At 60.1% G+C, this 24,615-nt stretch carries 24 protein-coding genes; 11 read left to right on the forward strand and 13 right to left on the reverse strand.

From position 1 onward, the window contains the following. The first annotated feature begins 103 nt into the window (after positions 1-103). The gene (locus AC3WP4_RS06210) at positions 104-658 is read left to right on the forward strand and encodes a tetratricopeptide repeat protein (protein WP_074871163.1); all 555 of its coding nucleotides are present in this window, start codon (positions 104-106) and stop codon (positions 656-658) included. Positions 659-776: 118 nt separating this feature from the next. Here AC3WP4_RS06210 and AC3WP4_RS06215 read toward each other — a convergent pair whose 3' ends face one another. After that, a complete protein-coding gene (locus AC3WP4_RS06215) occupies positions 777-1,106 on the reverse strand; it encodes a DUF1820 family protein (RefSeq protein WP_007894425.1) in 330 nt (109 codons plus the stop codon). Between the two features lie 135 nt (positions 1,107-1,241). Between AC3WP4_RS06215 and miaB the strand changes: the two genes are divergently transcribed. The 5 genes from miaB to lnt all read left to right on the forward strand — a co-directional run bounded on the left by miaB (position 1,242) and on the right by lnt (position 6,702). After that, positions 1,242-2,570, forward strand: coding sequence for a tRNA (N6-isopentenyl adenosine(37)-C2)-methylthiotransferase MiaB (gene miaB, locus AC3WP4_RS06220; RefSeq protein WP_033053447.1), 1,329 nt, complete (start codon positions 1,242-1,244; stop codon positions 2,568-2,570). A gap of 245 nt (positions 2,571-2,815) precedes the next feature. Then, positions 2,816-3,832, forward strand: coding sequence for a PhoH family protein (locus AC3WP4_RS06225; protein ID WP_074871167.1), 1,017 nt, complete (start codon positions 2,816-2,818; stop codon positions 3,830-3,832). Continuing rightward, positions 3,825-4,319, forward strand: a complete 495-nt coding sequence (gene ybeY / locus AC3WP4_RS06230) for an rRNA maturation RNase YbeY (RefSeq protein ID WP_074871169.1) — start codon at positions 3,825-3,827, stop codon at positions 4,317-4,319. Before AC3WP4_RS06225 ends, ybeY begins: the two co-directional genes overlap by 8 nt. Positions 4,320-4,324: 5 nt before the next feature. Further along, positions 4,325-5,164, forward strand: coding sequence for a CorC family transporter (locus AC3WP4_RS06235; RefSeq protein WP_074871170.1), 840 nt, complete (start codon positions 4,325-4,327; stop codon positions 5,162-5,164). 14 nt (positions 5,165-5,178) lie between these two features. Then, positions 5,179-6,702, forward strand: a complete 1,524-nt coding sequence (lnt, locus tag AC3WP4_RS06240; RefSeq protein ID WP_102615771.1) for an apolipoprotein N-acyltransferase — start codon at positions 5,179-5,181, stop codon at positions 6,700-6,702. A 113-nt stretch (positions 6,703-6,815) separates the two neighbouring features. Here the strand turns inward: lnt and AC3WP4_RS06245 are convergent, their stop codons facing one another. After that, positions 6,816-7,595 carry a YdcF family protein gene (locus AC3WP4_RS06245; protein WP_102615772.1) on the reverse strand — a complete coding sequence of 260 codons (780 nt, stop codon included), beginning with the start codon at positions 7,593-7,595 and terminating at the stop codon, positions 6,816-6,818. Positions 7,596-7,702: 107 nt separating this feature from the next. Then, positions 7,703-8,023, reverse strand: coding sequence for a hypothetical protein (locus tag AC3WP4_RS06250; RefSeq protein WP_074871175.1), 321 nt, complete (start codon positions 8,021-8,023; stop codon positions 7,703-7,705). A gap of 279 nt (positions 8,024-8,302) precedes the next feature. On the opposite strand from AC3WP4_RS06250, the gene leuS reads away from it, so the two are divergent. The 5 genes from leuS to AC3WP4_RS06275 all read left to right on the forward strand — a co-directional run bounded on the left by leuS (position 8,303) and on the right by AC3WP4_RS06275 (position 14,474). Further along, positions 8,303-10,909 carry a leucine--tRNA ligase gene (gene leuS, locus AC3WP4_RS06255; protein ID WP_102615773.1) on the forward strand — a complete coding sequence of 869 codons (2,607 nt, stop codon included), beginning with the start codon at positions 8,303-8,305 and terminating at the stop codon, positions 10,907-10,909. An 88-nt stretch (positions 10,910-10,997) separates the two neighbouring features. Continuing rightward, positions 10,998-11,603, forward strand: coding sequence for an LPS-assembly lipoprotein LptE (locus AC3WP4_RS06260; protein WP_076029632.1), 606 nt, complete (start codon positions 10,998-11,000; stop codon positions 11,601-11,603). A gap of 39 nt (positions 11,604-11,642) precedes the next feature. Beyond that, complete coding sequence (gene holA, locus AC3WP4_RS06265; RefSeq protein ID WP_074871179.1) at positions 11,643-12,680, forward strand: DNA polymerase III subunit delta; 1,038 nt, start codon at positions 11,643-11,645, stop codon at positions 12,678-12,680. 244 nt (positions 12,681-12,924) lie between these two features. Further along, positions 12,925-13,089 (forward strand): alternative ribosome rescue factor ArfA, encoded by a 165-nt coding sequence (arfA, locus tag AC3WP4_RS06270; RefSeq protein WP_102615774.1) that lies wholly within the window; start codon positions 12,925-12,927, stop codon positions 13,087-13,089. 62 nt (positions 13,090-13,151) lie between these two features. Then, the gene (locus AC3WP4_RS06275; protein ID WP_074871181.1) at positions 13,152-14,474 is read left to right on the forward strand and encodes a lytic murein transglycosylase; all 1,323 of its coding nucleotides are present in this window, start codon (positions 13,152-13,154) and stop codon (positions 14,472-14,474) included. A gap of 96 nt (positions 14,475-14,570) precedes the next feature. On the opposite strand, the gene AC3WP4_RS06280 is transcribed toward AC3WP4_RS06275, so the two are convergent. The 10 genes from AC3WP4_RS06280 to rlmH form a co-directional block, all read right to left on the reverse strand. Beyond that, positions 14,571-15,521, reverse strand: coding sequence for a S66 peptidase family protein (locus tag AC3WP4_RS06280; protein ID WP_102615775.1), 951 nt, complete (start codon positions 15,519-15,521; stop codon positions 14,571-14,573). A gap of 173 nt (positions 15,522-15,694) precedes the next feature. After that, the gene (gene lipA, locus AC3WP4_RS06285; RefSeq protein WP_059402097.1) at positions 15,695-16,717 is read right to left on the reverse strand and encodes a lipoyl synthase; all 1,023 of its coding nucleotides are present in this window, start codon (positions 16,715-16,717) and stop codon (positions 15,695-15,697) included. Between the two features lies 1 nt (position 16,718). Then, on the reverse strand, positions 16,719-17,366 hold the full coding sequence (lipB, locus tag AC3WP4_RS06290; RefSeq protein WP_008152829.1) for a lipoyl(octanoyl) transferase LipB: 648 nt from the start codon (positions 17,364-17,366) through the stop codon (positions 16,719-16,721). Next, positions 17,366-17,641, reverse strand: a complete 276-nt coding sequence (locus AC3WP4_RS06295; protein WP_074871185.1) for a DUF493 domain-containing protein — start codon at positions 17,639-17,641, stop codon at positions 17,366-17,368. The genes lipB and AC3WP4_RS06295 overlap by 1 nt, the downstream gene beginning before the upstream one ends. Positions 17,642-17,721: 80 nt before the next feature. Then, positions 17,722-18,879, reverse strand: a complete 1,158-nt coding sequence (locus tag AC3WP4_RS06300; protein WP_074871187.1) for a D-alanyl-D-alanine carboxypeptidase family protein — start codon at positions 18,877-18,879, stop codon at positions 17,722-17,724. A 183-nt stretch (positions 18,880-19,062) separates the two neighbouring features. Next, positions 19,063-20,073 carry a septal ring lytic transglycosylase RlpA family protein gene (locus tag AC3WP4_RS06305; RefSeq protein WP_102615776.1) on the reverse strand — a complete coding sequence of 337 codons (1,011 nt, stop codon included), beginning with the start codon at positions 20,071-20,073 and terminating at the stop codon, positions 19,063-19,065. Further along, positions 20,073-21,083 (reverse strand): lytic murein transglycosylase B, encoded by a 1,011-nt coding sequence (mltB, locus tag AC3WP4_RS06310; protein WP_102615777.1) that lies wholly within the window; start codon positions 21,081-21,083, stop codon positions 20,073-20,075. The genes AC3WP4_RS06305 and mltB overlap by 1 nt, the downstream gene beginning before the upstream one ends. A 17-nt stretch (positions 21,084-21,100) precedes the next feature. Beyond that, positions 21,101-22,204 carry a rod shape-determining protein RodA gene (gene rodA / locus AC3WP4_RS06315; RefSeq protein WP_074880374.1) on the reverse strand — a complete coding sequence of 368 codons (1,104 nt, stop codon included), beginning with the start codon at positions 22,202-22,204 and terminating at the stop codon, positions 21,101-21,103. Between the two features lie 31 nt (positions 22,205-22,235). Beyond that, positions 22,236-24,131, reverse strand: coding sequence for a penicillin-binding protein 2 (mrdA, locus tag AC3WP4_RS06320; protein ID WP_074871193.1), 1,896 nt, complete (start codon positions 24,129-24,131; stop codon positions 22,236-22,238). Between the two features lie 10 nt (positions 24,132-24,141). Then, the gene (gene rlmH / locus AC3WP4_RS06325; RefSeq protein WP_007937439.1) at positions 24,142-24,609 is read right to left on the reverse strand and encodes a 23S rRNA (pseudouridine(1915)-N(3))-methyltransferase RlmH; all 468 of its coding nucleotides are present in this window, start codon (positions 24,607-24,609) and stop codon (positions 24,142-24,144) included. Between the last annotated feature and the right edge of the window lie 6 nt (positions 24,610-24,615).

The following is a 24,615-nucleotide window of genomic DNA, read 5'->3' on the forward strand; positions in this document are numbered from 1 at the left end:
AAACGAGTAAAGACTTTGTAAGGTTGGCCCTGCTTATTTCATAATGCGCGCTTATTGGATCCCTCGACGGGTCCGCGCGCCCCTCAGAGGTAAGTCGATTCCCATGAACCGCACCGGCCGCGCCCTTGCACTGGGCTGCCTGTTGCTCCTTCAGCCCCTGCTCGCGCTCGCACAAGCAGGCGGCAACTCGTTGTTAATCCCAGCGATGGGTCGTTGCACCCTCAATACTCAGCCGCAAGACCTGGCACAGGCGCTCGCCGCCTGCCAGAAAGCGTCGGATGAAGGGGATGCGCAAGCGCAATACGAGTTGGGCGAGTTCTACTACGACGGCACAAATACGCCGCGCGACCTCAAAAAAGCCCTGGGCTACTTCGAAAAAGCCTCGTTGCAAGGCCATGCTCAGGCGCAATTCAAACTCGGCTCCATGTTCTTCCACGGCGAAGGCGTACCGGCCAACAACGTCCAGGCGTATATCGTGCTGAAAATGGCGGCGGTCAATGGCGCTGAAGAAGCGTTGGACACTGCCGACGAAGTCGCCGAGAAAATGCCCCGCGAAGAACTGGAAGTCGCTACCCAAGTGCTGGGGCAAATCTTCCGCAAGTATCTGATGGAATTGCAAAGCGCCGATGGGCGTACGCCGTTCTCGCCGTTGCCTTAACTGTGGCGAGGGGATTTATCCCCTCGCCACAGATAAATCCCTTCACCACAGACAAATCCCCTGACCACAATGACTCTCTAGCCACAGAAGAGAGCCCTGTCAGCTTCAGGATTGCTATTTACTTCTCAGGCATCGGCATCGGAAACGGCATGACATTGCCGACCGCGCCGCGGGCTTCGCTGATTTTCGGTGTACCGAGGCGCTCGACCTCGTCGATCCGCACGATCGAATGCATCGGCACAAAGCTGCGCACAACGCCTTCGAACTGAGCCTTGAGCTTCTCTTCGCTCGGATCGACGACCACTTGCGTGCGCTCGCCAAAGACGAACTCTTCAACTTCCAGGAAGCCCCACAGATCACTTTGATAGATCTGTTTGGCATACATTTCGTACACCTGGCCCTGGTTGAGGAAAATCACCTTGTAGATTGGAGCTTCACGTTTGGTCATGGTGGGCGAGCAACACATCGGGGGATAAAAATGAGGGCGCGAACTATAGCATAGCCGCCGGACGCGCAACGGTAGGAACCTTGGAACATGTTCCCTATAATGCGCGGTTCTTTGAATCACGTGATGACTCTGTCCATGGCCAAGAAGCTTTACATCGAAACCCACGGTTGCCAGATGAACGAGTACGACAGCTCGCGCATGGTCGATCTGCTGGGCGAACATCAGGCCCTGGAAGTCACCGCTCGCGCTGAAGATGCCGACGTGATCCTGCTCAATACCTGCTCGATCCGCGAACGTGCCCAGGACCGGGTGTATTCCCAACTCGGCCGCTGGCGCGAACTGAAGCTGGCCAACCCGGACATGGTGATTGCCGTTGGCGGTTGCGTGGCCAGCCAGGAAGGCGCGGCCATCCGCGATCGTGCGCCGTACGTCGATGTGGTGTTCGGCCCGCAGACCTTGCACCGCCTGCCGGAAATGATCGACGCCGCCCGCGCGACCAAGCTGCCGCAAGTCGACGTCTCGTTTCCGGAAATCGAAAAATTCGACCACTTGCCCGAGCCGCGCATCGATGGCCCAAGCGCCTACGTGTCGGTCATGGAAGGCTGCAGCAAGTACTGCACTTTCTGCGTGGTGCCCTACACCCGCGGCGAAGAAGTCAGCCGACCTTTCGATGACGTGATCGCCGAGATCATCCATCTGGCTGAAAACGGCGTGCGTGAAGTGACCCTGCTCGGGCAGAACGTCAATGGCTACCGCGGGACCACTCATGACGGTCGTTTGGCTGACCTGGCCGAACTGATCCGCGTCGTCGCCGCCGTCGATGGCATCGATCGCATCCGCTACACCACTTCACACCCGCTGGAATTCTCCGATAGCCTCATCCAGGCTCACGCCGACGTTCCGGAACTGGTCAAACACTTGCACTTGCCGGTGCAATCGGGCTCGGACCGAATCCTGGCGGCGATGAAGCGCAACCACACCGCGCTGGAATACAAATCCAAACTGCGCAAGCTGCGTGCTGCCGTACCGGGGATTTGCATCAGCTCGGACTTCATCGTCGGCTTCCCGGGCGAGACCGAAAAAGACTTCGAACAGACCATGAAGCTGATCGAAGACGTCGGTTTCGACTTCTCCTACTCGTTCGTCTATAGCCAACGCCCGGGCACTCCGGCTGCCGATCTGGCCGACGAAACGCCGGAAGCGCTGAAAAAAGAACGCCTGAACGCCCTGCAACATCGCCTGAACCAGCAAGGTTTCGAGATCAGCCGACAAATGGTGGGCTCCATTCAGCGGATTCTGGTCACCGATTATTCGAAAAAAGACCCCGGTGAACTGCAAGGCCGGACCGAGAATAATCGCATCGTCAACTTCCGCTGCGACAATCCGACGTTGATCGGGCAGTTCGCCGATGTGCATATCGATGCCGCACAACCGCACTCGCTGCGGGGTTCGCTGATTCAGTAACACCTCATTACCCTGTGGGAGCGAGCTTTGTGGCGAGGGGGCTTGTCGGAACGCCGCATCGCCCCGTTGGACTGCGAAGCGGTCCCGAGTATTTTGCGACTGCTTCGCAGCCGGACGGGGGCAAGCCCCCCCTCGCCACAGATGAAGTACCAAAATCCGGCATATTATTTAAGACCTTTCGCACCCGGGCCTCTGGCGTTATCCTTGATTTCATCTTAATTGCCCCAGGGCGGCTAAATACGACCTTGAACGCACCCATAGAACCACATCGTTTTATCCTCGAGCCTTTTGAAGCTCGCCGTTTCGCCAATCTGTGCGGGCAATTCGACGAGCATCTGCGCTTGATCGAACAGCGCCTGAATATCGAGATCCGCAACCGCGGAGACCAGTTCGAACTGATCGGCGATCCCAAGCACACCACCTCCGCGGAAAACCTCCTGCGCCGCCTGTACCGGGAAACCAAGGGTACCGAGCTGTCGCCGGACATGGTTCACCTGTTCCTGCAGGAATCGGCCGTCGAAGAGCTGGACAACGTCTCCCCCTCCGAACCGTCCGTCGCCCTGCGCACCAAGAAAGGCATGATTCGCCCTCGCGGCTTGAATCAGTTGCGCTATGTGAAGGAAATCCTCGGTAACGACATCAACTTCGGCATCGGCCCGGCCGGTACCGGCAAGACCTATCTGGCCGTTGCCTGCGCGGTAGACGCACTGGAACGCGAGCAGATTCGTCGCATCCTGCTGGTACGACCGGCGGTTGAAGCAGGTGAAAAGCTTGGTTTCCTGCCCGGCGACCTGTCGCAGAAGATCGACCCGTACCTGCGCCCGCTCTACGATGCACTCTACGAAATGCTCGGCTTCGAATACGTGGCCAAGCTGATCGAGCGTCAGGTGATCGAAGTTGCGCCGCTGGCCTACATGCGCGGCCGAACCTTGAACAACAGTTTCATCATCCTCGACGAAAGCCAGAACACCACCGTCGAGCAGATGAAAATGTTCCTTACCCGGATCGGCTTCGGCTCTACCGCCGTCATCACCGGTGACATCACCCAGGTCGACCTGCCGAAAGGCACCAAGTCCGGGCTGCACCATGTGATCGAAGTGCTCAAGGACGTACCGGGCATCAGCTTCACCCATTTCATGCCCAAAGACGTCGTGCGCCATCCATTGGTGCAGCGCATTGTCGAAGCCTACGAGCGCTTCGAGAATCGCGTGGCCGACGAACCGGCGAAGGTCTCGTCCAAGGACAATCGCCACGATGCTTGAGCTTGATCTGCAACTGGCTACCGAAGCGCCTGCGCCCAGCGAAGCCGAGTTCCGCCAATGGTGCGAACTGGCGCTGCGCCAGCGCACAGCCGACTCCGAAATGACCATTCGTTTGGTCGATGAAGCGGAAGGTCGCGAGCTGAACCACACCTGGCGGCAAAAGGATTACGCCACTAACGTCTTGTCGTTTCCTGCCGATGTGCCCGACGAATTTCTGGATATCCCGCTATTGGGCGATCTGGTGATCTGCGTGGCGGTGGTCGAGCGCGAAGCAACCGAACAAGGCAAGGCACTCAAGGCCCATTGGGCTCACCTGGTCATTCACGGCTGCCTGCATCTGCTTGGTTACGACCATATCGATGACGAGGAAGCCGAAGAAATGGAAGCACTGGAACGAACGTTGCTTGCAGAGTTGGGCTATCCCGACCCGTATGCGGACGACGAAACAGACACATCCCCTATCGTTACAACAAAGGATTCAGAGTAATCGCTATGAGCGAAGATCGATCGAGCAACGGGCAAAAGTCATGGCTGGGTAAGCTCACCCAGGCTTTTGCCCACGAGCCGAAGAACCGCCAGGAGTTGCTGGAGCTGCTGCGCGACGCCCACCAAAACAAGTTGCTGGACAGCGAAGCGCTGGCCATCGTCGAAGGCGCCATCCAGGTGGCTGACCTGCAAGTACGGGACATCATGGTCCCGCGCTCGCAGATGATCAGCATCAAGGCGACCCAGACACCCCGCGAGTTCCTGCCTGCCGTGGTCGACTCGGCCCACTCCCGCTACCCGGTGATCGGCGAAAGCCACGATGACGTGATGGGCGTGTTGCTGGCCAAGGACTTGCTGCCGTTGATCCTCAAGGAGAACGGCGACAGCTTCAACATCAAGGACTTGCTGCGCCCGGCCACTTTCGTGCCCGAGTCCAAGCGCCTGAATGTGCTGCTGCGCGAGTTCCGTGCCAACCACAACCACATGGCTATCGTCATCGACGAATACGGCGGCGTGGCGGGCCTGGTGACCATCGAAGACGTGCTGGAACAGATCGTCGGCGACATCGAAGACGAGCATGACGTCGAAGAAGACAGCTACATCAAGCCGCTGCCCAGCGGTGACTTCCTGATCAAGGCCCTGACGCCGATCGAGAATTTCAACGAATTCTTCGACAGCCAATTCTCCGATGACGAATTCGACACGGTCGGCGGTCTGGTGATGAGCGCGTTCGGGCACCTGCCAAAACGCAATGAAATCACTGAAATCGGCCCCTATCGCTTCCGCATCCTGAACGCCGACAGCCGTCGGATTCACCTGCTGCGCCTGTCACCTATCGCCCGGTAATTCTAAGGATTGAAATGCATCGTCTGACCCGCCCCGGCTGGCCCGGTAACCTGCTGGCCGTGGTGGCCGGTGCAATCACCACCCTGGCCCTGGCGCCGTTCGATATCTGGCCGTTGGCGTTGCTGGCGGTCGGTTTCTTTTATGCCGGCTTGCGCGAACTGAACCCACGTCAGGCCCTGGGCCGTGGCTGGTGTTTCGGTTTCGGCCTGTTTGGCGCTGGCACCAGTTGGATCTACTACAGCATTCACCACTTCGGCGGCGCTTCGGTGCTGCTGGCCGGTTTCCTGATGCTGATCTTCACGGCGGCAATTGCCTGGTTCTTCGCCCTGCCGGCCTGGATCTGGACGCGCTGGCTGCGCCGTAACGAAGCGCCGCTGGCCGACGCCCTGGCGTTTGCGGCGTTGTGGGTCGGCCAGGAAGCCTTTCGCGGCTGGTTCCTGACCGGTTTCCCCTGGCTATATTCCGGCTACAGTCAGCTCGACGGCCCGTTGGCCGGGCTCGCCCCGCTGGGCGGGATGTGGCTGATTTCCTTCACTCTGGCCCTGACGGCAGCGCTGATCTATAACGCTTTGCGCCTGCTGCGCACCGGCCGCAAAGGCTTTATCGCCGCAGGTGTGTTGCTGCTGATTGGCCCTTGGGTGGCCGGCATGGCGCTCAAGGAACACGCCTGGACAACCCCGGCGGGTGCACCACTGACTGTCGCAGCGATTCAGGGCAACATCGAACAGAGCATGAAGTGGGATCCGACGCAGCTCAACGCGCAGTTGGCGCTGTACCGTGACATGAGTTTCAGCTCCAAACCGGTCGACTTGCTGATCTGGCCGGAAACGGCCATCCCGGTGCTCAAGGAGTCCGCCGAGGGCTACCTGAACATGATGGGAAGCTTCGCCGCAGAGCGTAAATCCGCGCTGATTACCGGTGTACCGATTCGCAAGGAAGTCCATCACCAGAAGCGTTTCTACAACGGCATCACCGTCGTGGGCGAAGGCGATGGCACTTACCTCAAACAGAAGCTGGTGCCGTTTGGCGAATACGTTCCGTTGCAGGACGTGCTGCGCGGATTGATCGCCTTCTTCGACCTGCCGATGTCGGACTTTGCCCGCGGTCCCGCCGATCAGGCGATGCTGCAAGCCAAGGGCTATCAGATTGCACCGTTCATCTGCTACGAAGTGGTTTACCCGGAATTCGCCGCCAGCCTTGCGGCGCGCAGCGATCTGCTGCTGACCATCAGTAATGACACCTGGTTCGGCACGTCCATCGGCCCGCTGCAACATTTACAGATGGCGCAGATGCGCGCGCTCGAGGCTGGTCGCTGGATGATCCGCGCCACCAACAACGGCGTGACCGGCCTGATCAACCCGTTCGGCCAGATCACCGTGCAGATCCCTCAGTTTGAACGTGGCATTTTGTACGGTGAAGTGGTGCCCATGCACAACCTGACGCCTTATCTGGAATGGCGTTCGTGGCCGCTGATCATTGTTTGCGTGTTGTTGTTTGGCTGGGCACTGATCGCGAGCCGGATGGCCAAGACAGTCTGATGATCGTTCCCACGCTCCGCGTGGGAATGCATCCCGTGACGCTCTGCGTCACAGCGTCAACAGCGGGACGCAGAGCGTCCCCGGCGGCATTCCCACGCGGAGCGTGGGAACGATCAATCAGCACCAACATCGCCTCGGTAAAAGATCGAATACCCGATCTGCCCCACCGCCTCATTCATCAACTGCCCGCTCTGCCAGATTGACTTGAATTCCGGCATCCAGCCACCCAGCGGCCGGGCGTTGTCCACGCCTAAAAACCCCATCGGCGCCGGGACTACTTCAAAACCTGCCTTTTCGAAACTCCAGACGGCTCGCGGCATGTGCCAGGCCTGAGTCACGATCACCACGCGCTTGATCCCTTGCGGCAACAACACCTCGGCGCTGAACTGCGCGTTCTCCCAGGTCGTGCGGCTGCGCCCTTCCTGCCAACGCACCGTCACGCCGAAATCATCTTGCAATGAGTCAGCCATCAACCTGGCCTCAGTCGGCGGCGTACCGTAATGCAAACCGCCGCTGGTCAGGACCGGCAAGCCCGACGCCTTGGCCAGCCGCGCCGTATAACGCTCGCGCTGCAGCGCCACCCCCGTCGGCTGGTCGTCGCCCCAGGCCAGATCGCCACGTTCGCGCCCCGCGCCCAGCACGACAATCGCGTCGGCACGCTGCGCCAATGTCGCCCATTCATTACGAGCCAGCGGTGCTTCACGTTCCAGCGTCTTCGCACCCCACTGCACCACCACCGGCAAGCTCATCAACCAGAAGCCGCCCACGCCTAAGGCAAAGCACAACCCGGCAAGGCGCGGTCTTGAGCGTCGCAACCACCACGCAAGCACCAACAGCAGCAAAAGAATGCCGGGCGGCAACAGGAGTTGTTTAACGAAATATCGAAAAGGCATCGAGCATCTCCAAAAGATGCCCGAAGCCTAAGTGGGTTGACGCAATGCGACAACAAATACGGAAGGACCAAGCTTCACAAATACATCAGACATTGCTTCCAGTGTCCTTACTTGAACTGCAAAGACCGGACCTTTACCGTGTCCTTGCCAGGAGCCTTGTCCTTGAGCCAGATGATCTTGGCCGAACGTGGTGCGTCGAGTTGCTTCACTGCTTCTGACAAGCATCCGTGTGTCTCACGTTCACTGCGATCGAGATACGCCTTGACCAGATCAAACTCTGCGGGGCTCAAGCCACGCAATTCCAGTTCCAACGGACGCTCATCGCGTAACCGGTCAGCGGTTTTTGCCGCGTCCAAGGCCATTCCCAAACGATCGATCAGTCTTTCGTACAGCTCCGGTTTTGTAACTTTTTGCCGTGACTCAACCATCCATCACCTCATTGAAGATAAGACTCACTCCCCATTTAGAGCTTAGCCTCCATCAACAAACCGGCTGAGTACTGCGACCAACGGCCCTCGCAGCGGTTTTTGGGCGACCCGCAGCAGCAATCAGGGTTTCCCTCGGTAGAGTGCGGTCATGTATGCTACGGCGCTTCCTGTAACTCCACTTCCAGCTCGCCTGGGCACCGAAACGCCGATTTGGCGTGATCACCGTCCAGCGTTGCATTGAAGAGGATTAGGCCACCCCTATTCAGTTCAAAAGTAGCCATGCACGAACAATATCAGCCCCGTGAAATCGAAGCCGCCGCCCAGTCGTTCTGGGACGAGCAAAAGTCCTTTGAAGTCAGTGAACAGCCAGGCAAGGAGACTTTCTACTGCCTGTCGATGTTCCCTTACCCCAGCGGCAAGCTACACATGGGGCACGTGCGCAACTACACCATCGGCGACGTGATCTCCCGCTACCAGCGCATGCAAGGCAAGAACGTCCTGCAACCCATGGGTTGGGACGCCTTCGGCATGCCGGCGGAAAACGCCGCGATGAAGAACAACGTAGCGCCCGCCAAGTGGACCTACGAAAACATCGCCTACATGAAAACCCAGCTGCGCAGCCTGGGCCTCGCGGTGGACTGGTCACGCGAAGTCACCACCTGCAAGCCTGATTACTACCGCTGGGAACAATGGCTGTTCACTCGCCTGTTCGAAAAAGGCGTGATTTACAAGAAAAGCGGCACCGTGAACTGGGACCCGGTCGACCAGACCGTCCTGGCCAACGAGCAAGTGATCGACGGTCGCGGCTGGCGTTCCGGCGCGCTGATCGAAAAGCGCGAAATCCCGATGTACTACTTCAAGATCACCGCCTACGCGGATGAGCTGCTGGAAAGCCTCGACGAACTGACTGGCTGGCCTGAACAGGTCAAGACCATGCAGCGCAACTGGATCGGCAAATCCCGCGGCATGGAAGTGCAGTTCCCGTATGACTTTGCGTCCATCGGCGAAGCCGGTGCGCTGAAAGTTTTCACCACCCGACCAGACACCTTGATGGGCGCGACCTACGTTGCCGTAGCCGCCGAGCACCATTTGGCGACCCTGGCCGCGCAGAACAACCCTGAGCTGCAAGCGTTCATCGCTGAATGCAAGGGCGGCAGCGTTGCCGAAGCCGACGTCGCCACCCAAGAGAAGAAAGGCCTGCCGACTTCGCTGTTCGTCGAACATCCGCTGACCGGCGAGAAACTCCCGGTGTGGGTCGCCAACTATGTGCTGATGCACTACGGCGATGGCGCGGTGATGGCTGTTCCGGCTCACGATGAACGCGATTTCGAGTTCGCTACCAAGTACAACCTGCCAATCAAGTCCGTGGTGCGCACCAGTTCCGGTGACACCAACCCGGCTCCGTGGCAGGACGCGTACGGCGAGCACGGCACGCTGATCAACTCCGGCGAATTCGACGGCCTCGACTTCCCAGGCGCTTTCGACGCCATCGAAGTCGCGCTGATCAAGAAGAACCTCGGCGCCTCGCGTACCCAGTTCCGCCTGCGCGACTGGGGCATCAGCCGTCAGCGCTACTGGGGCTGCCCGATCCCGATCATCCACTGCACCACCTGCGGTGATGTGCCGGTCCCGCAAGATCAATTGCCCGTGGTACTTCCGGAAGACGTCGTGCCGGATGGCGCCGGTTCGCCATTGGCGCGCATGCCCGAGTTCTACGAGTGCAGCTGCCCGAAATGCGGCGCACCGGCCAAGCGTGAAACCGACACCATGGACACCTTCGTCGAGTCCTCGTGGTACTACGCCCGTTACGCCTCGCCGCACTATGAAGGCGGCCTGGTGGAAAAATCGGCGGCCGACCATTGGTTGCCGGTTGATCAGTACATTGGCGGTATCGAACACGCCATTCTTCACCTGCTCTACGCACGTTTCTTCCACAAGCTGATGCGCGACGAAGGCCTGGTGAGCTCCAACGAACCGTTCAAGAACCTGCTGACCCAGGGCATGGTGATCGCCGAGACTTACTATCGCCGCGAAGCCAACGGTGCTTACACCTGGTTCAACCCGGCGGATGTCGAACTCGAACGCGACAGCAAGGCCAAGGTCATCAGCGCCAAGCTGATCGCGGACGGCCTGCCGGTGGAAATCGGTGGCACCGAGAAGATGGCCAAGTCGAAGAACAACGGCGTTGACCCACAGTCGATGATCGACCAGTTCGGCGCAGACACCTGCCGCCTGTTCATGATGTTCGCCTCGCCACCCGACATGAGCGCGGAATGGTCCGACTCCGGCGTAGAAGGTTCGCATCGCTTCCTCAAGCGTGTCTGGCGCCTGGCTCAGGCCCACGTCACTCAGGGCTTGCCGGGCAAACTGGACCTCGCCAGCCTGAACGACGGGCAGAAAGCCATTCGCCGCTCGATCCACCAGGCGATCAAGCAGGCCAGCCACGACGTCGGCCAGAACCACAAATTCAACACCGCCATCGCTCAGGTGATGACGCTGATGAACGTGCTGGAAAAAGCCCCTCAAGGCACCGAACAGGATCGCGCGCTGATTCACGAAGGTCTGGAAGCCGTAACGCTGCTGCTGGCTCCGATCACGCCGCACATCAGCCACGAGCTGTGGAATCAACTGGGTCACGCTGACCCGGTGATCGACGCCGCCTGGCCGGTGCTGGACGAAAGCGCATTGGTACAGGACAGCCTGCAACTGGTCATCCAGGTCAACGGCAAGCTGCGCGGCCACATCGAAATGCCCGCCAGCGCCAGCCGCGAAGAAGTCGAAGCCGCCGCACGGGCCAACGAGAACGTGCTGCGCTTTGTCGACGGTCTGACCATTCGTAAAGTGATCGTAGTGCCCGGGAAACTGGTCAATATCGTCGCAAGCTAATTGGATCAGGCGCCAGGTCATGCCTGGCGCCGAGTAAAACCTTTCGGGCCGCATGATCGGCCCACATGGTTTCAAGGGGAGCAACAAGATGATCAAACGCAATTTGCTGGTGATGGGCCTTGCGGTCCTGTTGAGCGCCTGCGGTTTCCAGCTGCGCGGCACCGGCACCAATGAACTGGCGATCAAGGAACTCGACCTGAGTGCCCGTAACGCTTACGGCGAAATCGTGACGCAACTGCGTCAAGTGCTGGAAAGCAGCGGCGTCAAGGTCTACAGCGGTGCACCTTACAAACTGGTGCTGACCGATGAGCAGGAAAGCCAGCGCATCCTCAGCTACGCAGGTGCCGGTCGTACTGGCGAGTACCAGGTAAGCACAGTGCTGAGCTACGACATCCGTGGCGAGAGCAACCTGCCGCTGCTGAGCGACAAGCTCGAAGTGCAAAAAATCTTTATCCACGACGGCAGCAACCTGGTGGGTTCCGACCAGGAAGCCAACGACGCCCGCAAGGAAACCCGTCGTGAACTGGTCCAACGGATGATGCTGCGTCTGCAACAGCTCACGCCTGCTCAGCTGGACCAGATGCAACAGACCGCCAACGCCAAAGCCAAGGCTGAGGCCGATGCACTGGAAGCGGCGCAGAAGGTTGAAGCGCAAACGCCACGCCAGTCGCCAATCGAACTGCCGCAGCAGTAAGACTTACGGGGCGCTCAGGCGCCCCGTTAGCCCTCGCCTATGAAACTCGCCCCCGCCCAACTCGCCAAACACCTGCAAGGTGCCCTCGCGCCGGTCTACATCATCAGTGGCGATGACCCACTGCTGTGTCAGGAAGCCGCCGACGCCATTCGTGCCGCCGCCCGCCAACAGGGATTCGACGAACGCCAGGTCTTCGCCGCCGACGCCAGTTTCGACTGGGGAACGTTGCTGCAAGCCGGCGCGAGCATGTCGCTGTTCGCCGAAAAGCGCCTGCTGGAACTGCGTCTGCCGTCCGGCAAACCCGGTGACAAAGGCGCTGCCGCGTTTATCGAGTACTGCTCACGGCCCGCCGAAGACACGGTGTTGCTGATCAGCCTGCCGAAACTCGATGGCAGCGCGCAGAAAACCAAGTGGGGCAAGGCGCTGATCGAAGGTCAACAGACCCAGTTCGTGCAAATCTGGCCGATAGAGACCAACCAGTTGCCGAGCTGGATCCGTCAACGGTTGTCCCAGGCAGGGCTTTCCGCCAGCCAGGACGCCGTCGAACTGATCGCCGCACGGGTCGAGGGCAACCTGCTGGCGGCGGCCCAGGAAATCGAAAAGCTCAAGCTGATGGCCGAAGGTGGCCAGATCACCGTCGAAACCGTGCAAGCGGCGGTGGCCGACAGTGCGCGCTTCGATGTCTTTGGCCTGACCGACGCGATTCTCAACGGCGAAGCCGCTCATGCCCTGCGCATGCTTGAAGGGCTGCGCGGCGAAGGCGTTGAGCCACCAGTGATCCTCTGGGCGCTGGCCCGGGAACTGCGTCTGTTGGCCAACCTGTCGCTGCAGTACAGCCAGGGCGTGCCACTGGACAAAGCCTTCAGCTCCGCCCGACCGCCGGTCTGGGACAAACGCAAGCCACTGATGAGCAAAGCCTTGCAACGCTACTCGGCGCAACGCTGGGCGCAGCTATTGCTGGAAGCTCAGCGCATCGATGCGCAAATCAAAGGCCAGGCTGCAGGCTCGCCATGGATGAGCCTTAGTCGATTGTCGTTGTTGATGGCCGGCCAACGCCTGACCTTGCCTGCCGAGTAAACACGCCCTCTGTAGCAGCTGGCGAAGCCTGCGTTCGGCTGCGCAGCAGTCGTCAATACTGAGTTCCGGATCATCCTGGCACACCGCGCTGTCCGATTTTACGACTGCTGCGCAGCCGAACGCAGGCTTCGCCAGCTGCTACAGAGGTTTCCTACGCTACTCACATCCATTTGCCCTATAGACAGAATCTCAACTTCGGCAGATTATTTCCCCCGCAAAACCCACTCAATCGAGAGATCCGATCATGAGCAAAAAGCCATCTAAACGTGGCCCCAACAAGGCCAAATCCATCATCGCCAAGCCACTGTTCCGCAGCCGTCAGGAACGAGCCGGCAAGGGCAAAGGCAGCTACCGCCGCGAAGCCTTCCAGTCTAATAGCTGGGAGGCTTCTTACTTTCTGGCGGCCTGAAAGGCAAGCGCTCGCTCAACATGTTAAGGTCTGCACCTGATTCGTACTCCCTGGACCCGTGCATGCCCTTTTGTATTTCCCGTCGTTGGCCTGTGCGCCAACTGATAGCTGCCTCCAGCCTCATTTTGCTAGTCGCCTGCGCGGAAAAACCCACCGCAGCCGACGCCAAGCCGCTTCAGACCCTCCCTGTCGCGACAGCCCCTGCGGTCATTCCGCCCGTGGTGCCGACCGGTGAAAACCTCGATATCCAGCCCACCCAGACCTTCGCCGAATGGCAGGCGGGTTTCCGCAAGGACGCTCTGGCCGCCGGTATCCGCGCCGATCTGTTCGACCGCGCCTTCGCCAATGTCAGCCTCGACTCCAGCGTGATCCGTGCCGACCGCAGCCAGCCGGAATTTTCCCGTCCGGTTTGGGAATACCTCGACGGCGCCCTTTCGCCGCTGCGGGTACACAAAGGCCAGGCGCTGGTCAGCCAGTACGCCGACATCCTGCAAAGCATCGAACAGCGCTACGGCGTCGATCGCCAGGCACTGGTCTCGGTATGGGGCATGGAAAGTAACTTCGGGCAGTTCCAGGGCAACAAGTCGGTGATCAATTCCCTGGCGACCCTGGCCTATGAAGGTCGGCGTCCCGGGTTTGCCCACGCGCAACTGATCGCCGCCCTGCAGATCCTGCAACAGGGCGATATCGCGCCCGAGAAAATGCTCGGCTCCTGGGCTGGCGCCATGGGCCAGACCCAGTTCATCCCGACCACCTACAACACCCACGCCGTAGACTTCGATGGCGATGGTCGCCGCGACATCTGGGGCAGCCCGGCCGACGCGCTGGCCTCGACGGCACACTACCTGCAAAGCTCAGGCTGGCAGAAAGGCCAGCCGTGGGGCTTTGAAGTGCAGTTGCCAGGCAGTTTCAACTACATCCTGGCCGATGGCACGATTCGCAAGAGCGTCGCCGAATGGCAGCAACTGGGCGTCACCCTGCCCAACGGCGGCCAGGTTCCGGCAGGTTCCGAACACCTGTCAGCCGCCCTGCTGCTGCCGGCCGGTTACCGCGGCCCGGCGTTCCTGGTCCTCGATAACTTCCGCGCGATCCTCAAGTACAACAACTCGTCGTCCTACGCCTTGGCCGTTAGCTTGTTGTCCGAGCGTTTCAACGGCGCCGGCCTGATCGACGGCACGTGGCCCAAAGATGATTTGCCGCTGAGCCGTACCGAGCGGATCGAACTGCAAAGCCTGTTGAGTGCCCAGAACTACGACGCGGGCAACGCCGACGGGATTATCGGCGCCAATACCCGCAAGGCGATCCGCAGCGCCCAGCAGTCGTTTGGCTGGCCGGCGGATGGGTATCCGACGCACAAGTTGCTCGAAGGCCTGCGTAACCGCTAAAAGCATCGCGGGCAAGCCATGCGCCTACGTTGGGTCGTCATAAACCCTGTAAGAGCATGGCTTGCCCGCGATGACTGACTAACAGGCGACAACACTCTAGCGCCTGACAACCACATCCTGCTCCAACACCAACACCTTTTCCCCCGCATCCAATCTGACCAGCGCGCCCATCGGCAACGTCAGGTTCGGATCACAATGCCCGCTACGCCACCCTGCCAACACCGGTATCCGCAAAGGTGCAAAGGTCTGCTTGAGCAAGCGCTCCAGAGAAACCGTATCGACCCCCGCCACATCCCCCACCAAAACCCCACGCAGCTTGTGCAGCGTGCCGGCCAGTCGCAAATGAGTCAGCAGCCGGTCGATGCGATACAGCGGCTCGTTAATGTCCTCGATGAACAGGATGACGCCCTCGGCATCGATCTCGTACGGCGTACCCATGGTTGCGGCGATCATCGACAGATTGCCCCCCAGCAAACGTCCATGGGCAATGCCGGGCTCGATGGTGGTCAACGGCCAGGCCACCGGGTGTGAAAGCACACTGCCCGCCTTCACCTGCCCGCGCAGCATGTTGAAAAACGAGAATTCGGTGGGTTGTTGTTTGTCACCCAGCAGGTCCGCGTTGAGCATCGGGCCATGGAAGGTCACAAACCCGGCATGACGACTGATAGCCAAGTGCAGCGCAGTGACGTCGCTGTAGCCGATGAACGGCTTGGCATTGTTGCGCAGCAGCTCAAAGTCGATGCGATCGAGCAAACGCGGCGTACCGTAACCGCCACGCAGACAGATAATGGCATCGACCTCGCTGTCGGCGAACGCGTCATGCAAGTCGTTGAGCCGCACATCATCGCTGCCGGCCAGATAACCCTCTTGCTCATAAACGCCGGGAAACACGCGCAGCGAATAACCGCGAGTGCGCATCCAGGCAATGGCTTTATCAGTGTTCAGTGCCGCAGGGCCGGCAGGCGCGATCACGCCGATCAGCCCTGCAGACGGCAAGGCCGGGACGGGGGCATGTGGACAAAGGGTATGGTTCGGTAAAACGGTCATCCATGAATCTCCCTGCGTGAATGCGTCAAGCACACAGTAGTCAGGAACGGGGACAAACAGAAGAGGGTCCGTCGCACCGAAAGTTGCAGGAAAAGTCTGTCATTGCGGTGGGCAGGCAAAAAAACGCCCGCGAGGCTGAAGGCCTGCGGGCGTTTTTCATGTCTGGCAACCGATCAGGACGACATCAGCTCGGCTTTAACCAGCTTCGCCTGCTCGTCGGCGTGGTACGAAGAACGTACCAACGGGCCGGAAGCGACGTTCTTGAAGCCCATCTTGTAACCTTCCTCGGCGAACCAGGCGAACACGTCCGGGTGCACGAAACGCTGGACCGGCAAGTGGCTGCGGGACGGTTGCAGGTACTGGCCCAGGGTCAGCATGTCGATGTCGTGCTCGCGCATGCGCTTCATGACTTCGATCACTTCTTCGTCGGTTTCGCCAAGACCCAGCATCAGGCCGGACTTGGTCGGAATGTGCGGCATCATCTGCTTGAAGCGTTGCAGCAGGGTCAGCGACCACTGGTAATCCGAACCCGGACGCGCGGCCTTGTACAGGCGCGGCACGGTTTCCAGGTTGTGGTTGAACACATCTGGCGGCTCGGCAGCAGTGATTTCCAACGCAACGTCCATGCGGCCACGGTAGTCCGGGACCAAGGTCTCGAGCTGCACGTTCGGCGACAGCTTGCGGATCTCGCGGATGCAGTCGGCAAAGTGCTGGGCACCGCCGTCACGCAGGTCGTCGCGGTCTACCGAGGTGATCACCACGTATTTGAGTTTCAGGTCGGCGATGGCGATGGCCAGGCTTTCCGGCTCGTTGACGTCCAGTGGCTTCGGACGACCGTGGCCGACGTCGCAGAACGGGCAGCGACGGGTGCAGATGTCACCCATGATCATGAAGGTCGCAGTACCGCCGGAGAAGCATTCGCCCAGGTTCGGGCAGGACGCCTCTTCGCACACGCTGTGCAGCTTGTGTTTGCGCAGCAGGGCCTTGATGCGGTCGACTTCCGGGGAAACCGGGATACGCACGCGAATCCAGTCAGGTTTCTTTGGCAGTTCGGTGGTCGGAATGATCTTCACCGGGATACGTGCAACCTTCTCGGCGCCGCGCAGCTTCACGCCGGCTTCAACCTTGGCACGCGGGGCCGGACGCTCGGTGACATCCAGCGTCGGGATCATGGTTTGCACTGCATCAGTAGTCATATCAGTCGATTCCGCCCGTTAGGGTCGTCTGCTCAGCATAGTCGAGGTGTTTGACGAGCTGCGCGCGCAGCCGGGCACTTACCTCGGCAAATTCAATCGATCCTGCGTGATCGCTCAGCTGGGTCATCGCCAGCCCGGCGTAGCCGCAGGGATTAATCCGTCGAAACGGTTCCAGGTTCATATCCACGTTCAAGGCCAGGCCATGAAAGGAGCAACCGTGGCGGATCCGCAGACCCAGAGAAGCGATTTTCGCCCCATTGACGTAGACACCCGGGGCATCCGGCTTGGCCACGGCGGTGACGCCGTAGCTGGCCAGCAACTCGATCAGGCATTGTTCCATGCGACTGACCAAGTCACGCACGCCGAAACCCAGCTTGCGTACATCGAGCAACAGGTAGGCCACCAATTGGCCGGGACCGTGATAAGTCACCTGGCCACCGCGATCGACCTTCACGACCGGAATATCTCCCGGCAGCAACAAATGCTCGGCCTTGCCGGCCTGCCCCTGGGTGAACACCGGTGGGTGCTCGACCAGCCAGATCTCGTCCGCGGCATCGCTGCCACGTTCGTTGGTGAAGCGTTGCATGGCATGCCAGACCGGCTCGTAAGCCATCTGGCCAAGCTCACGAAAGCCCAGCGTGCCCGACATCACAGCACCATGTGCACGAAACCGGTAGCCCGCAACTCGCTGTTAATGTCGTACAGCTGTTCCTGGCCGGTGGCGATGATGTGCAGCTGGATGGTCGTGTACTTGCCGTTGGTGCTCTGCCGTTCGGCAAAGGTGTCGTGATCAACGGTCGCGTGTTTCTCAAGGATCGCGATGATCTTGTCCTTGAAACCCACGCCGGTGTCGCCGATTACCTTGATCGGGTAATCCGCGCAGGGGAATTCGATTTTTGGCGCCTTTACTTCGGTGTCTGTCATGGCGTAACGGCCTCGTAAGCCGTGGCAACGGACATGGCCCCGTTCCGGATTGGAACAGGGCCATGCAGGTCCACACTAATTCAGTTGAACAAGCCGTAGAAGAATAGACGGATGCTATCCCACATGCGGCGGAAGATACCACCCTCGTCGACTGCGTCCAGAGCGATCAGGTCAGCGCTATGCACCACTTTGTCGTCCAGCTTCACTTCGACTTTACCGATTACGTCGCCCTTGGCGATGGGTGCAATCAGTTGCGGGTTCATGGTCATGCTCGCGGCGAGCTTTTTCAGCTGGCCTTTTGGCAGGGTCATGGTCAGGTCTTGAGCCAGGCCGGCCTTGACTTGATTGGTGGTGCCTTTCCAGACAGGAGCCTGAGCCAGCTCAGCGCCTTTCTGATAGAAGGTCTGGGTTTCGAAGAAGCGGAAACCGTAGGTCAGCAGCTTCTGGGTTTCGGAAGCGCGAGCCACTTCACTGTTGGTGCCGAACACCACAGCGATCAGGCGCATGCCATCACGTACTGCCGAAGACACCATGCAGTAGCCGGCTTCGTCGGTGTGACCGGTTTTCAAGCCATCGACCGTCTTGTCGCGCCACAGCAGCAGGTTACGGTTAGGTTGCTTGATACCGTTCCAGAAGAACTCTTTCTGCGAGTAGATCGCGTAGTGAGCCGGGTCTTCGTGGATGATTGCGCGAGCCAGCACGGCCATGTCGTGAGCCGACGAGTAGTGCTCAGGGTTCGGCAGACCGGTCGGGTTCATGAAGTGGCTGTTGGTCATGCCCAGGTCGGCCACGGTTTTGTTCATCATGTCGGCGAAGGCGTCTTCGCTGCCGGCGATGTGCTCGGCGAGCGCAACGCTGGCGTCGTTACCCGACTGAATGATGATGCCGTGCAGCAGGTCGCTGACCGTGACTTGCGAGCCGACCTTGATGAACATCCGCGAACCGCCGGTACGCCAGGCGTTTTCGCTGACGGTCACCGGGTCGTTTTCGCCAATCTGACCACGACGGATTTCCAGGGTCGCGATGTACGCGGTCATCAGCTTGGTCAGGCTGGCCGGAGGCAGACGCTGGTCACCGTTGTTCTCCACCAGCACGTTGCCGCTGCTGGCATCCATGAGTACATAGGCTTTGGCGGCCAGTTGCGGTGGCGACGGCATCATCTCGACCGCGAAAGCGGCAGGCGAGAGAAGCAGCGGGACTAGCAGGCACAGGCGTTTGGCAAAGGTGGTGATGTTCATCCGTCTCTCGAAATCGCTAATGGAAACTGCCCTAAGGGGCAAAACTAATCAGACAGCTCTCTAAAAAGCTGTCGCGTGTTCAGTTGTTCACTCTGAACCCTTGCCGGGCTTTTGTTCTTCAACGAGCCAACAACCAGGTCCACCCCCCAAACCGCAAGCGAACCGTCAATCAAGTACTACGTATTATTCGGCAGTGACCAGGCTCGGCGAACCGAGATTGGCCAGGCGCACACTGTTCTGCACTTGCTGGATTTCACCCGGCGAGCCGATCGGCCCCAGGCGCACCCGATGCAGGGTCTGTTGATTGCGCACGATCGAACTGATGAACACCGGAGCGCTCACCATCCCGCTGAGCTTCGATCTCAGGAGTTCTGCAGCGTCCGGGTTGGCGAACGCGCCCACCTGCAGATACTGGCCAGAGGCTGGTACAGAAGCGTTTTTTTTTGCATCGATCGGCGAAGGCACAACGGCCGCAGCGTGCTGCTGCGGCGGGGGTGTCCATTGTTCGACGGTGCCGGCCGAAGCCGTGATCACCGGGGCATTATTCTGCGCAATTTTCGGCTCGTTGAGCATCAAAGGCGCCGGGCGCCCTTTGGCGGCCCACCATTGCTGCGGGTCGATGCCTTCGACCTTGACCCGCGCGGTGCCGGTTTCGGCATAACCGAGTTTCTTGGCCGCTGCGTAGGACAAATCGATGATTCGGTCCGAGTAGAACGGCCCGCGGTCGTTGACCCGCAGGACTACGCTCTTGTTGTTGTCCAGGTTGGTCACCCGAACGTAACTCGGCAGTGGCAAGGTCTTGTGCGCAGCACTCATGCCGTACAGGTCGTAGACCTCGCCATTGGCGGTGTTCTGACCGTGGAATTTGGTGCCATACCAGGACGCCGTGCCTGAGGCCACGTAGGTCTTGGATTCTTGCATCGGGAAGTAAGTCTTGCCCAGCACGGTGTACGGGTTGGCTTTATAGGGCCCGCTGTGCAGGGTTGGCGTGGCATCCGGGATACGCGATACGTCGACATCCCACCAGGGTGCGCCATCCTTGTGCGCCCGGTTGATATCCAGGCCAGGTGCCGAACGAACGGCGGTCGCAGATTTCTGAGCAGGCGCGCGGCTGGTCGAGCAACTGGCGACCAGCATCGCCAACGCGGCGAATGCCATCAGCTTCAGGGGTTTATTCATAGGCAATGCCCGCATTACTTGACGCCCCGTGCTTGGACCAGCTGTTCAGACAGTTGATGTACGGCCATGGCGTACATCACGCTGCGGTTATAACGCGTGATTGCGTAAAAATTCGTCAGGCCCATCCAGTATTCAGGGCCATTGTCACCTTCCAGGCGGAACGCCGTAACCGGCATATCATCGCGCAGCGCATCATGACTTGCCCACCCCAGCGCCCGCAACTCCCCAACCGTTTTAGTCGGCTCGATGCCCGTGGTCAAACCTTCGTCCACCTGATCGCCACGCACATCGGCGCGGCCGACCACCGGTTCGTCGGCAACCCAGCCGTGACGCTTGAAATAACTGGCGACGCTGCCGATGGCATCGTCCGGATTGGTCCAGATATTTATGTGGCCGTCACCGTCGAAGTCCACCGCGTAGGCGCGAAAGCTGCTCGGCATGAACTGTGGCAAACCCATGGCGCCCGCGTAAGAGCCTTTGAGCGTCAGCGGATCGACCTGCTCTTCCCGGGCGAGCAATAGGAACTCACGCAATTCCTTGCGGAAAAATTCGGCACGGGGAGGATAGTCGAAACCCAGGGTCGACAAGGCGTCGATTACCCGGAAATTGCCGGTATTGCGGCCAAAAAAGGTCTCGACGCCGATGATGGAGACGATGACCTGCGCCGGCACGCCGTATTCCTGCTCGGCACGGGCCAGTACCGCTTCGTGCTGACGCCAGAAGTCGACACCACGGGCAATGCGCGCGTCGGTGATGAACATCGGACGGTATTCGTTCCACTGCTTGACCCGCTCGGCGGGTTTCGAGATCGCGTCCAGGATCGACTGCTTGCGCTCGGCTTCGCGGAACACGCCCATCAGCTGCTCACCGGCAAAACCGTAGTCGCGGGTCATTTCACCGACGAATTCGGCCACCTGCGGTGAGCCTTCGTAATCGCCGGCCAGCGCGCCCTGCGCTGTGCCAAGGATGCTTACCAGGCCGACCCACGGCGCATATCGAGTCGCCCAGCCACGCATTACTTGCATTGAAATCTTCACCTTATTCAAACCTGAGCGATCCACTTGCGATGGGTATGGATCGACATCAAAACCCCAAACGCTGACAGCAGCGTCACCAGCGAAGTTCCTCCGTAGCTAATGAACGGCAACGGCACCCCCACAACCGGCAACAGGCCACTGACCATACCGATGTTGACGAAAACGTAAACAAAAAACGTCATGGTCAGGCTGCCCGCGAGCAATTTACCGAACAATGTCTGGGCCTGGGCGGTAATCACCAGTCCGCGACCGATCAACAGGAGGTAAATCAGCAGCAGTGCGCAGATGCCCACCAGGCCGAATTCTTCGCCCATGACCGCAATGATGAAGTCGGTGTGGCTTTCCGGCAGGAAATCCAGGTGCGACTGGGTGCCAAGCAGCCAGCCCTTGCCGAACACACCGCCGGAACCGATGGCCGCTTTCGACTGAATGATGTTCCAGCCGGTGCCCAGCGGATCGCTTTCGGGATCGAGGAAGGTCAGGACTCGCTGCTTCTGGTAATCGTGCATGACGAAGTACCACATGGCGACAGCCACCGGCACAGCAGCAGCGAGCACGCTGAGGATCCAGCGCCAGCGCAGGCCGCCCATGAACAGAACGAACGCGCCACCGGCGAGGATCAGCAGCGAAGTGCCGAGGTCCGGCTGACGCACGATCAGGATAAACGGCAAGCCAATCAGAAACAGACTGACGCCCACATGCTTGAGCTGCGGCGGCAAGGTGCGCTTGGACAGGTACCAGGCGATGGTCGCCGGCATCAGGATCTTCATGAATTCCGAAGGCTGGAAGCGGATCACCCCGGGAATGTTGATCCAGCGTGTGGCGCCCATGGCGTTGTGGCCCATGACGTCCACCACCACCAGCAACAACACACCGATCACATACCCCACTGGCACCCAGCGGGCCATGAAGCGCGGCTCGAATTGGGCGATGACGATCATCGATACCAGACCGATGCCGAACGAAGTGGCTTGCTTGGCCAGCAGATCCCAGCTCTTGCCGCTGGCCGAATACAGCACGAACAGGCTGCCGGCGGCGAGGGTCAGCAACAGGATCAGCAACGGGCCGTCAATGTGCATGCGTTGCAACAGCGTCGCGCGGCGACGCATCACATCCTCGCTGGAGAGGATGCGGTCGAAATTACTCTTCACGGGCCGTAGCCTCCGCACTGATAGGGCTGGCGTACTCGGCCTTCAACCGACCGTCCTGATCCAGAAGCCAGGCGTCCATGATCTGGCGCACCACGGGCGCGGCGACGCCGGAACCGGACTCGCCGTTCTCGACCATCACCGACACCACGATTTGCGGGTTGTCGGCCGGTGCGAAGCCGACGAACAAGGCGTGGTCGCGATGGCGCTCCTGAACCTTGGAGCGGTCGTACTTCTCGCCCTGCTTGATCGCAACGACCTGAGCCGTACCACTTTTGCCCGCGATGCGGTACTGCGCACCGATCGCCGCTTTGCGTGCCGTGCCCCGGGCACCGTGCATTACCTGCTGCATGCCGTGGTTGACCTTCGTCCAGTCGGACGGGTCACGCAGGATGATGTCCGGCATCGGGTTTTCGTCCACTGGCTTCGCACCTTCGAGGGTCTTGGCCAAATGCGGGCGATTCCACACCCCCTTGTTGGCCACCAGCGCCGTGGCCTGGGCCAACTGCAACGGAGTGGACTGCATATAGCCCTGACCGATCCCGAGAATCAGCGTTTCGCCTGGGTACCAGGCCTGACGCCGGGTCGCGCGCTTCCATTCACGAGTAGGCATCAGCCCCGGCGACTCTTCGAACATGTCCAGCGAAACCTTCTGGCCGATGCCGAACTTGCCCATATAGGCCGATAACCGATCGATTCCCAGTTTGTGGGCCAGGTCGTAGAAGTAGGTGTCGTTGGAGCGCATGATCGCCGTGTCCAGATCGACGTAGCCGTCACCGGTACGGTTCCAGTTACGGTATTTGTGATCGTAGTTGGGCAACTGGTAATAGCCGGGGTCATACACCCGACTCGACGCAGTCACGACGCCAGCATCCAGGCCGGCAATCGCCACCGCCGGTTTGATGGTCGAACCCGGCGGGTACAGGCCGCGCAGCACGCGGTTGAACAGTGGCCGGTCGATGGAATCGCGCAACTCGGCATAAGCCTTGAAGCTGATGCCGGTAACGAACAGGTTGGGATCGAAACTTGGCGCGCTGACCATCGCCAGCACTTCGCCGGTTTTCGGGTCCAGCGCTACCACCGCACCACGACGACCGCCGAGCGCAGCTTCGGCCGCTTCCTGCAATTTGATGTCCAGGCTCAGGACGATGTCCTTGCCGGGAATCGGATCGGTACGCTTGAGCACGCGCAATACGCGGCCTCGAGCATTGGTCTCGACTTCTTCGTAACCCACCTGGCCGTGCAGTTCGGGCTCGTAGAAGCGCTCGATGCCGGTTTTGCCGATGTGGTGGGTGCCGCTGTAATTGACCGGATCGAGCGACTTCAGCTCTTTTTCGTTGATCCGCCCCATGTAACCCACCGAGTGCGCAAAGTGCGGGCCCTGCGGGTAGTGACGCACCAGCTGCGCGACCACTTCCACCCCCGGCAGACGGAACTGATTGACCGCGATGCGGGCGATCTGCTCTTCGCTCAGCTCGAACAGGATCGGCACCGGTTCGAATGGCCGACGCCCCTGGCGCATGCGTTTCTCGAAGATCACCCGGTCTTCAGGCGTCAGTTCCAGCACTTCGACAATGACGTCGAGCACTTGCTGCCAGTCGCCGGAGCGCTCACGGGTCATGCTCAAACTGAAGCTGGGCCGGTTATCGGCCACCACCACGCCATTGCGATCAAAGATCAACCCGCGAGTCGGTGGAATCGGCTGCACATGGACACGGTTGTTTTCCGACAGGGTCGAGTGGTACTCGTACTGAATCACCTGGAGGAAATACAGCCGCGCGATCAGCACACAGATCAGCGCCACCACCGCAATGGCCCCGAACACGACGCGGCCACGCACCAGACGGGCGTCTTTTTCGTGGTCCTTGATGCGGATCGGCTGGGGCATGAGGGCAGAACTACTTGTGGTAAGGGTGGCCGGACAGGACTGTCCAGGCACGATACAGCTGTTCGCCGATCAGGATTCGCACCAGCGGGTGCGGCAACGTCAACGGCGAGAGCGACCAGCGCTGATCGGCCCGGGCACAGACTTCCGGCGCCAGCCCTTCGGGGCCGCCGACCATGAAGTTCACCGTGCGCGAGTCCAGCCGCCAGCGATCGAGCTCGACCGCCAGCTGCTCGGTGCTCCAGGGCTTGCCGTGGACTTCGAGGGTGACAACGCGCTCGTTCGGCCCGACCTTCGCCAGCATGGCTTCGCCTTCCTGACGGATGAAGCGCGCCACGTCGGCGTTCTTGCCACGGGTGTTGAGCGGTATTTCCACCAGTTCCAGCGCCAGCTCGGACGGAAGACGCTTGGCATATTCATGCCAGCCTTCTTCCACCCATTTGGGCATGCGTGAACCGACGGCGATCAGTCGCAGTCGCACAGCGGT

The organism is Pseudomonas sp. FW305-20, from assembly GCF_058788075.1.